Genomic DNA, 9,102 nt, shown 5'->3' with positions numbered 1-9,102 from the left:
TCCTTGCTGTTTCGCGGCGCGGTGGTGCGTCGTACTCGAACCACACCGTCTTGCCTGCGGCCGCCGGCCCCACCCCCCCCCCGTCGGGCCCGGCCACCACCAGGAGCAACCCCCCACCCCCCCACCCCACCCCCCCCACACCCCCACCCCCCCACACCCCCAACACCCCCCCGCGCGGGCGCGCCCCCCAGCGGCCCCCCCCCCCCGTTCTCAGTCAAGGGCAAGGTCGTCTGGGACGTATTGAGAGGCCACTCCGAGCAGCGCATCGACTGCCGCGCGGCCCTTGCCGCCGGCCTCGGGCATGAAGTGGGCGTAGTGGTCGAGGGTGATGGTCGGGCTGGAGTGGCCGAGCCATCGGGCGAGGGTGACGACGGATTCACCCGCCTCGAGGATCACGGAGGCGTAGGTGTGCCGGAGTACGTGGAAGCCGTCCTTGCGGGAGGCCTTCCAGCGCTGGCCCTTCTCCCGCACGGGGATCACGCCAACCTTCGCGAGGGCGGGTTTCCACACCTCGTCGTTGAAGATGTTGGCGCGGATCGCGTTGCCGTAGGTCGTGGTCAGGGCCAGCGGGAAGGGGCGCTTCTCCCGATCGGGTTCGGGACCGCCCCAGGGCAGCTCGACCTCGACGGCCGGATGCTGCAGGAAGTGTGCGCGCAGCTCGGTGGCCACCGAAGGCGGCATGTCGACGACGCGGGTCTTCCCGCCTTTGGGGAGAGTGAAGTACAGGCGGCCATAAAGGAGCTGGACCTGTCGGCGGACGCGGATGAGGCCGCGCTCGAAGTCGATGTCCGCCGGCGACAGCCCGAACACCTCCCCCTGGCGCAGCCCGCACCCGAGGGCGACGACGACGGCGATCCGGTACCGCTGGTTGATGACGTCCCGCAGCCGCTGCGCGGTCTCCAGCGGCCAAGCCTCCCGCTGGTCCTCCGGAGCCTTGGGCCAGCGCACCGACTTGGCGCGCATCGGGTTGCGGACCAGCCGCTTGTCGTCGATCGCCGTCTCGAAGACGTTCGAGAGGGTGGTCAGGATCTGCCTGGCGTAGCGCGGTGCGCACTCGCCTTCGAGCGTGGCGATGTAGCCGCGCAGGACTGACGCGGACACGTCCCGCAGCGCGACGTCACCAATGTGCGGGAGTACGTGGAGGCGAACACGCTCGTCCACACGCTTGACCGTGCCCGGTGCACCCCGCACGCCCGCCTGCCAGTGGCGCGCGATGTAGTCGGCGATGGTGATGGAGCCGTCGCGCGGGTCGACGAACTCGCCCCGCTCGCTGTCGGTGCCGGCCCTGCGGAGCCACGCCTTGGCGTCCTCCAGGATGTCGAACGACATGCCCCGGACGCCCGGGATGCCCGCGACCCGGTACCGGCTGCCCTTGCCGTACCGGGCGGTGCGCTCGCGCTTGCCGGTGACGGGGTCCTTCTTCTTGTTGATCCAGCGGTCTTCGATGTAGCCGGCCAAGTGCTTCCTTGCAGCTAGGGGTTCGGGACGGTCGGCCGGAAGCCGTCAGACGGTTGCCGAGTAGGCAGCGCGCCGCTGCGGTGCGGCGCTCACGGGGTTGAGGGCGGGGTTGGAGCGGGAGTCCGCCTGCTCCTGCTCACGTATCCAGGCGTCGAGCGCATCGACCCTGTACGTCACCCGGCCGCGGGCGCCCATCCGGAAACTGGGCGGACCCTGCCGCCGGTGACGCCAGACGTAAAGCGTCTTGGGTGAAATTCCGAGATATGCGGCCGTGTCCTGGACCCCGAGAAACGCACGACCGACGGTGGGACGGTCACGAAATTCGAGAGCACGGGCAGAGAAAATCAGATCGACGACGGACAAGCGAAGTTCCTTACGCAGGGGACGGGAAAATAGACCACTGGCCACGCACAGGCGCAGCAGCCTCCAGGGACCACCAATGGTGCGGAGAATCCCCGGTTTCGGAAACCGGGGATCGTCGGCTATATTCCGCCCACCCTCAGCGACTCGGGGCGGCTCGACGGACCAGCGAGAAGCGCGTTCGGCGAGGATCCAAGGGCTGCGGCGATGGCGACGAGGTCGTCGATGTCGCAGCGGCGTACCGTGCGTTCGATGCGGGAGAGCGCGGTGAAGGTCATGGGGCGACCGAGTGCGGTGACTCGGGCGGCGAGCTGGCGCTGGGAGTAGCCACGGGCCACGCGGGTGCGTTCGATGGCGTGGGCGGCGGCGCGTCCGGCGGGTCCGATTTCGAGAGGGCGTGGCGGCATTGGTGTGTTGTAGCTTGCCCGCCGGAGGCTAGGGAAGGCATTCCCCGTCTGCTGTGAGCGATCCCCTACATCCAATATCGCGGGCTATTTCGCCGACCGGGGTTTCGGGTTTACGGTCGTGCGACCGGAAAACCTTTCACGGCCGCTTGAGCCAGGTCTGGACTTCTGGACCCGGGGTGTGGCTGTGTTGTCCACGCACCCCGGCCCCGCCGGTTTCCATGCCCCGATTTCGAAAGGCGGTCGATCTCCATCGCCCGTATCCGCACCATCAAGCCCGAGGCCTTCGCCTCCGAGTCCCTGGCGGCCGTGTCCCTGAGCGCCGAGCGGACCTTCTTCGGTCTGCTCACCCAAGCCGACGACAAGGGCCGCATCCGCGACCAGGCCGCCGTCATAGCGGGACAATTGTGGTCGCTGCGCCGCGAACACAGCCCGGTGGAGGTCGAGGACGACCTGACGCAGCTCGACGCGGCCGGCCTGATCTGCCGCTACGAGGGCGAGGACGGAAGGCAGTACCTGCACGTCGTCGCCTTCGCCCTCCACCAGAAGATCAACCGCCCCAGCATCAGCAGGATCCCGTCCTGCCCGCACCACGACCTCGGCGTCCCCCGTGAGCCCTCACTGCCGGTGCACGGAGCCGTCACGGAGGCCTCCGTATCGGGTCAGGCAGCAGGCATGGAGCCCACCATGAGCAGGAAATCCGCAGGTCAGGTGCAATTCAGTGAGCCCTCACAGCCGGTTGAGGGAGGGCTCACTGAGCCTGACGTGAGCCCTCAGCGTCCGGATCTAGGACCTAGGAACAGGGATCTAGGAACTACTCCGTTGGGAGGCGCGAGCGCCCCCGCGCCCCAGACCGTCTCGGCGAAGGACCTCATCGCCGAGTACGCCGCAGCCTGCGAGCACCGCCCTCCCTCCACCGTGCTCGGCCAACTCGGGCAGGAGACCAGGAAGCTCCTCGACGAGGGCATCGCCCCTGCCCACGTACGAGCCGGTCTCGACCGCCACCGCGCCAAGGGCCTCCACCCGAAGACCCTGCCCAGCCTCGTGCACGAGGTCATGAACGCGGGTGCCTCCACGCCCACCGCCGCGCACCGTCCCTGGACCAACCCCACCGACGTCGCCGCCGCCTACGGAGGTGCCCTCTGATCACCACCGCCCTCCCGCAGCCCGCCGACCACGTCGTCCGGGCCATGGCGGGGATCCTGCGCCGCCGGGGCATGGACCCGTACGTCATGGACTCGCAGGAACCGGAGCCCGCGCCCCAACCGGTCACGTCCCTGGCACTGGCCGACGCCCGCATCCCGCCGCGCTACCGGCAGGCCCTCGCCGATCACCCCGAGGTCGCCGCCTGGGTGGACGAGATCGTGCGTGCCGGGCGCCCCGGCCCGTCCGGCACACGGGGCATCGCAGAGGGCCCGTCGCTGCTGATCGTCGGCCCCACCGGCACCGGCAAGACCCACCAGGCCTACGGGGCCGTCCGCAGCCTGCTCGCGACCGGCGTCCGCCTGCGCTGGGAGGCCGTCACCGCCGCCGACCTGTACGCCCGCCTGAGGCCGCGCCCAGGACTCGACGCGGAACGTGAACTGCACACCCTGGCCCGCTGCCCGCTGCTGGTCCTGGACGACCTCGGCGCCGCCAAGGGCAGCGAGTGGACGGAGGAGCTGACCTACCGGCTGATCAACTACCGGTACGAGTACCTGCGCCCCACCTTGCTCACGACGAACCTCCCCATCCTTAAGCTCCGCACCGCCCTCGGCGACCGCGTCGCCTCCCGCCTCTCCGAGATGACCCACCGGGTCATCCTCGACGGGCCCGACCGCCGCCGCCCCAACTCCCCCGCCACTTGAACGCGCCCACCCTTTGGAGCACCACCCGCTTGACCACCACCTCCCACCGCACGCAGACCGCCGAGCGGTACGCCCTGGCCATCGCAGGCTGCGTCATCGTCGCTCTCACCGCCGCGGGTTTCTGGCTCTCCTACGCCCACCTCGCCGAAGTCGCAGGGCGGCACGGCCTTGGGACTTCCCCCACCCGCCAATGGGCATGGCCCGCCACGCTCGATGCCTTCATCGTCGCAGGCGAAGTGCTCATGCTCCGCGCCAGCCTCCGCCGGGAATCCGACGGGTGGGCGATCGCCCTCACCGCTGCTGGATCGCTGGGCTCGATCGCCCTGAACGTCGCTGGCGTCAGCAGGTCCGACGGCGTCCCGGCCCCGGCGCTCGACTACGTCGTCGCCGCTGTCCCTCCAGCAGCCGCGCTCTTCGCCTTCGGCGTCCTCATGCGGCAGATCCACCGCCACGTCGCTGCCGAGGAGTCCCGCCACAGTCGCCGTCCGGTAGGGGAACCCTCAGCGCATCCCGCGGACCTGGAGCGTCCCCGCGGGCACTCCGCCACACCGCAGCTCCCGGACCCGGAACGGCACTCGGGCCACGAAGGTGACCGCCCCACTCCGGCTGACGCCGGACAGGACGCATCAGGCGATGTGGCGGAAGAGACCGATCAAGTGGCGGAAGCCCACGTCCCGCCGAAGAAGCGCACCGGTCGCAAGCCCGCCGCCACCGACGACGAGCTGTTCGCCATCGCCCTCACCGCCCCGCTCGGACGCGATGGACGCGCGTCAAGCCGCCACATTGAGACGGCTGTCCGTGCACGCGGCCTCCCAATCGGCAAGGATCGCCGGAACAAGATCACCCGACAGGTCCAGGCCGAACTCGACAGCGGTCAAGCGAACGCCGCGTAGGCCCCATCCGAAGTCAAGCCGCCCCCGCGCATCCATCGCGGAGCGAGGTGGCGTTCGTACGCCCACTCCGCAGCACCCAAGCCGTTCCAGCCCGACCAACAGAAGGCACGCTCTTGCACGACGACCCCACTGCCACAGATGTCCACGACCACCGACAGGCGGCTCCTACGCAAGCCCGAGACGGAGCAAGTTATCCCTTTGGACACGCCCCCATCGGCGGAGTGTGGACTGGGCTCTCCGTCCCAGGGGGACGGAGCCTCGTCCGGCGCCGGGGGACGCCTGACGAGGAGGCTGCGACCGCAGGGCGGACGCAGCTGGGAGAGGATCGACAGCCTCGGTGCGAAGCCCCGAACGCCTCCGCTACTCCTCCAGAGCCCCGTACGCGACGCCGCACCCACAAGCACAGCCAGCGCTCCAAAGTGTGCAGCGTCCGTCTGAACGACGACGAGCACACGCTCGTCGCGACCGCCGCCAAAGCTGTCGGCGTGACCGTCGCCGGCTTCTTCGCCAAAGCCGCCCTCAACGCGGCCCACGACCCTCACACCAGCGCCGCGGCCATCGCCGGGCGTCGCGAGACCGTCATCGAGCTGTTCACCGCCCGCAGGCACCTCGGCCAGATCGGCAACAACCTGAACCAGCTGACCCGCGCCGTCAACTCCGGTGACCGACCGACCGACATCCAACTCGACGCCGTACTCGACTCGGTCCGCCGCGCTTCCGCGCGCGTCCAGGACGCCACCGACCAACTCATCAGCGACTACTAGGACTCACCGCCACGCCCCTGAACCCCACATCAGGATCCCTGCAGACCTGCCGCCATCACCTGAAGGTCCGGAGCATGGTGGTGTACACAGGGGCGTCGGGGAACGGCTGCTGGTCGCCGATGTGCTGGTACCCCCACCCCTCGTAGAGGGCCTTCACCTTCGGGTGGCCGGGCTCGACGAGCAGCGTGACGCGTTCCTCGGTGCGACCGGCCAGCAGTTCCTCGTGGATCCGGTGCGCCAGGCCCGTGCCCCTCCAGGGAGCCCGGACCATGATCTCGAAGAGGGCGAGGGTGCGGGTACCGTCCTCGGTCGTGTCCGCCTCGGGAAGCGGCTGGAGCATGTGCGCCCACCAGCCGGTGTTCTGAGGCAGGGCCGCGGCGTAGGCGTAGCCGGCGGCCTCGCCACCGTCGTAGGCGACCACGGCCTCCCAGGACGGGCGGGAGGAGTGGCCCGTCAGACGACCCTCGAAGCGGTCGACGGAGAAGAACGGGTCCTCGCCGATCTCCGTCTCGTACACCTCGGCGTACACACCGACCAGCGTGGGGCGAATGGCGGGCAGCTGATCGGTGCCGTAGCGGTGAAGGGTGATCTCCGGGGCGGGCATGGTGCTCCTTGTCGCGTGACGGTTCAGGCAGTGCGGGTGCGGTCGTTCCACTGGCGGGTGACGGCGGACTTTGGGGCCGCCTGGTTGAGTGCGGAGGTGAAGCTGCCCAGGAGGTGGGGGACCCGGCCCGCGTCGGCGCCGGTCGGGGCGATGACGCGGGTGGCGGTGGCCACGGCCTGCTCGACGTCGCCCTGCGCGACCTGCGCGAGGGCCGCCTGGGACAGGTAGTAGGCGCGGTTGCGGTGCTGGTCGTCACGGAGGTCCGCGATGCACCGGTGGGCATGGAACTCGGCCTTCTCCGCTTCACCGAGCCGGTAGTGGGTGATGCCGGTCAGGCCGTGGAGTTCGCCCCGGGTGTAGAAGGCGACGGAGGAGGGACGGGCCTCCGCGGGATCGGCACGGTCGTAGGCACCGTGAGCCCGGTCCAGGGCTCGGAGGGCCCGGTTCTTGTCGCCGAGGCTGGCGGCGGTCAGGGCGATGCGGGAGTGGGTCAGCGAGGCGTAGAACGGGTCGGTGCGGTGCGCCCGGGTAACGGTGCAGGCTTCGGCCGCGGCAAGGGCGTCGGCGTACCGGCCTCGCTGTCCGGCGAGCATGGCGGCGTACCGCCACGTCTGGTGCTGGACCTGTCCGTCTCCAGAAAGCCCTGCGAGGGTGACGGACTGCTCCAGGTAACGCTGGGCCTCCCCCAGCCGACGGGCGTCGATGGCCGAGAACATGGCGAAGGCCGTGAAGGACGCGGCGACGGCGTAGAGGCGGGAGCGGACGCGCTGGCTGGCGGAGCCGTGCTGCTGGAGGCTGAGCGTACGGGCGGCAAGATCGGCGGCGCGCCTCTCCAGAACGGGGCCGCCACCGTTCTGGTCGTCCAGGAGCCACAGTTCGGCCAGCAGAACGCGCAGGCGATCGACGTCGGAATGCCCGACGGTGGGTCGGGTTGCTGCGGTCGCAGTGCCGGTGGACACGGCGACGGCGGCGCCGGTGGCTACGGAGATGAAGCTTCGACGGCCGAGCACAGGGTCCTCCAGTCGTGCCGAGGGCGTTGCGGGACGGGGGCGGGCACGGGGCACGAACCCCAGGTCGGTCGCAGGAAGCCCGGAGACGACCTCCAGAGCCTGCCACTGGCGGTCCTGGGGCGAGCGGTTCTCTCCCGACAGCCACCGGTAGACCGTCCGCTCGGTGACGACGCCGCGGTGGCCGGTGAGATCTGCCATGGCGTCGTTGACCTGCTCGGCAAGAGCGCCCGCACTGAGCCCGTGTTCTTTCAGCCAGGTCTCTAATTCCGCGTTTCGCTTCCGCACCATGCAGCCACGGTAGGGGTGGGACTGACATCCGAGGTAGCGGAGGTCGGGACTTTTCGTCAGTGGTCACGCGAGTAAGCACGAGCCGATTCGTCATGTCCAACGCGGCTCGGTCGCGGGTTACTTGTCCGCACAGCCGAACTGGCAGCAGCCGGATGGGAGCGGAATCGTGACCGTACTCGCGCACGAAGTGGCACCAATACCGAGCAAGGCAGCCACGGTCGCCTCCGCCGACCAGGAGACAGCGATCACCTCTGCGACTGCCGCCGTCGCCGGGGACGTCGAGGCCGCCCTCGCCCTCGCCGACCACCAACCGGCCGGGGAGGCGGCCGTTCGGCTGCGGGATCGGCTGCGCGAGCGCGTCCGCACCCTCGCAGTGCCTGCCGAAAGGTACGCGGACCTGCTTCCGGAGAGCCGGGAGAAGGACATCGCGGCCGGCACCGTGCGGTTCGCGCGCAAGGTCGCCCGGGGCTGCGGGAGCGATCCGGCGATAGCGCTGCGGCTGCTGGCGAAGTCGGTGGCTCACCTCGCCCGGTACACGGACCTCCTGCGGTCTGCCTGAACCGCTTCCGGCTCCGGCCTGCCCGGAGGCGCCGGTGCCGGAAACCCTCCACCTGCCCGGCCGCGGCAGGTGACAACAACGCCCCACCGACACCGGTGAGGCCGGTCGTCTCCTTCGCATACGGGCGAGGAGGGGGCCACCGTTCCCCGGCCCGCGCCGGGCCCCGTCGAACCTCGCCCTGGAGGCACCCGCGTGTACGCGATCGGCATGTGCGTCGATGCCCGCTACCTGTTGCCCGCCCTGGTCACGCTCGGGTCGGTTGCCGACCACCTGCCGGTGGCCGACCGCCGCGAGAGCGCGGTACGGGTACTGACCAACGGCCTGTCCCCGGGGCAGGCTGCCGTGATGGAGTCCTTCGCCCGCCGCTGCGGGTTCGGCTCCTTCGACCTGCGCTGGCAGACCCCGCCGGCCGAGAGCGTCATGGCGGACACCGCCTACATCTCCGTCGCCACCTACCTGAGGTTCGGGTTCACCCCCGGCTTCCTCGACCGGCCGTTCCTGATCTACGTGGACGCAGACGTACACGTGCGCGGCGACGTCTCTGCGCCCCTGGACGGACTGCCGGCGGACCGGATCGGCGCCGTGCAGGACGAGTTCAACCCGGCCGTCGGGCAGTGCCCGGCACTGCCCGGGGTCGCCGAGCGCTGGCCCCACTTGGTAGGGCGCGCCTACTTCAACGCCGGGATGCTGTGGGTCCCGGCGCCGATGCTCGCCCCCATGCGGGCCGGGGTCCAGCGGGCCCTGGTCAGCGGGCGGCAGTACATCAAGCACAACGACCAGTGCGCCTTGAACCTTTGGCTGTTGTCCTCCGGGGCCGTGCATCCGGTCGAGCAGGTGTTCAACCGGTTCGAGGTGGACCGATTCCTCCAGCGGGGGGACTGGGTCCGCAGGGTCCTCCGCCGCCCGGTCACCCGC

11 protein-coding genes are annotated in these 9,102 nt (G+C 70.3%); 6 read left to right on the top strand and 5 right to left on the bottom strand.

Annotated features, from left to right (window positions below):
• Positions 1 to 210 precede the first annotated feature (210 nt).
• The 3 genes from ACFXA3_RS25210 to ACFXA3_RS25200 form a co-directional block, all read right to left on the bottom strand.
• Positions 211 to 1,458: a tyrosine-type recombinase/integrase gene (locus ACFXA3_RS25210; protein ID WP_385190425.1), complete on the bottom strand. Its 1,248-nt coding sequence runs from the start codon at positions 1,456 to 1,458 to the stop codon at positions 211 to 213.
• A 45-nt stretch (positions 1,459 to 1,503) separates the two neighbouring features.
• Complete coding sequence (locus ACFXA3_RS25205) at positions 1,504 to 1,821, bottom strand: helix-turn-helix transcriptional regulator (protein WP_385190422.1); 318 nt, start codon at positions 1,819 to 1,821, stop codon at positions 1,504 to 1,506.
• Between the two features lie 119 nt (positions 1,822 to 1,940).
• Complete coding sequence (locus ACFXA3_RS25200; RefSeq protein ID WP_376135952.1) at positions 1,941 to 2,225, bottom strand: helix-turn-helix domain-containing protein; 285 nt, start codon at positions 2,223 to 2,225, stop codon at positions 1,941 to 1,943.
• Between the two features lie 249 nt (positions 2,226 to 2,474).
• Here ACFXA3_RS25200 and ACFXA3_RS25195 point away from each other — a divergent pair, with 249 nt between their 5' ends.
• The 4 genes from ACFXA3_RS25195 (at position 2,475) to ACFXA3_RS25180 (ending at position 5,726) form a co-directional block, all read left to right on the top strand.
• Entirely contained in the window at positions 2,475 to 3,368 is an 894-nt protein-coding gene (locus ACFXA3_RS25195) for a hypothetical protein (protein ID WP_385190427.1), read from the top strand.
• A gap of 44 nt (positions 3,369 to 3,412) precedes the next feature.
• Positions 3,413 to 4,069: an ATP-binding protein gene (locus ACFXA3_RS25190; RefSeq protein ID WP_385190420.1), complete on the top strand. Its 657-nt coding sequence runs from the start codon at positions 3,413 to 3,415 to the stop codon at positions 4,067 to 4,069.
• Positions 4,070 to 4,098: 29 nt separating this feature from the next.
• A complete protein-coding gene (locus tag ACFXA3_RS25185) occupies positions 4,099 to 4,962 on the top strand; it encodes a DUF2637 domain-containing protein (RefSeq protein ID WP_385190417.1) in 864 nt (287 codons plus the stop codon).
• A gap of 419 nt (positions 4,963 to 5,381) precedes the next feature.
• Positions 5,382 to 5,726, top strand: coding sequence for a plasmid mobilization protein (locus tag ACFXA3_RS25180; RefSeq protein WP_385190414.1), 345 nt, complete (start codon positions 5,382 to 5,384; stop codon positions 5,724 to 5,726).
• 55 nt (positions 5,727 to 5,781) lie between these two features.
• Here the strand turns inward: ACFXA3_RS25180 and ACFXA3_RS25175 are convergent, their stop codons facing one another.
• Together ACFXA3_RS25175 and ACFXA3_RS25170 are read right to left on the bottom strand one after the other, a co-directional pair.
• Complete coding sequence (locus ACFXA3_RS25175) at positions 5,782 to 6,330, bottom strand: GNAT family N-acetyltransferase (protein ID WP_385190412.1); 549 nt, start codon at positions 6,328 to 6,330, stop codon at positions 5,782 to 5,784.
• A gap of 23 nt (positions 6,331 to 6,353) precedes the next feature.
• A complete protein-coding gene (locus ACFXA3_RS25170) occupies positions 6,354 to 7,628 on the bottom strand; it encodes a Tat pathway signal protein (RefSeq protein ID WP_385190410.1) in 1,275 nt (424 codons plus the stop codon).
• A gap of 166 nt (positions 7,629 to 7,794) precedes the next feature.
• On the opposite strand from ACFXA3_RS25170, the gene ACFXA3_RS25165 reads away from it, so the two are divergent.
• Positions 7,795 to 8,187, top strand: a complete 393-nt coding sequence (locus ACFXA3_RS25165; protein WP_385190408.1) for a hypothetical protein — start codon at positions 7,795 to 7,797, stop codon at positions 8,185 to 8,187.
• Positions 8,188 to 8,379: 192 nt separating this feature from the next.
• Positions 8,380 to 9,102, top strand: a 723-nt coding sequence (locus ACFXA3_RS25160; RefSeq protein ID WP_385190405.1) for a glycosyltransferase, incomplete at its 3' end; no start/stop codon positions are given.

The sequence above is a fragment of the Streptomyces sp. NPDC059456 genome (genome assembly GCF_042750055.1).
Classification (GTDB): domain Bacteria; phylum Actinomycetota; class Actinomycetes; order Streptomycetales; family Streptomycetaceae; genus Streptomyces.
Note: the sequence above shows the minus strand (reverse complement) of the source record. Positions and strands in the feature narration are given on the sequence as shown.

Bases quoted from the DNA above. Each gene is read 5' to 3' on its own strand.
- ACFXA3_RS25200 (WP_376135952.1), bottom strand. From the start codon at position 2,225: ATGCCGCCACGCCCTCTCGAAATCGGACCCGCCGGACGCGCCGCCGCC.
- ACFXA3_RS25190 (WP_385190420.1), top strand. From the start codon at position 3,413: ATGGCGGGGATCCTGCGCCGCCGGGGCATGGACCCGTACGTCATGGAC.
- ACFXA3_RS25175 (WP_385190412.1), bottom strand. From the start codon at position 6,330: ATGCCCGCCCCGGAGATCACCCTTCACCGCTACGGCACCGATCAGCTG.
- ACFXA3_RS25170 (WP_385190410.1), bottom strand. From the start codon at position 7,628: ATGGTGCGGAAGCGAAACGCGGAATTAGAGACCTGGCTGAAAGAACAC.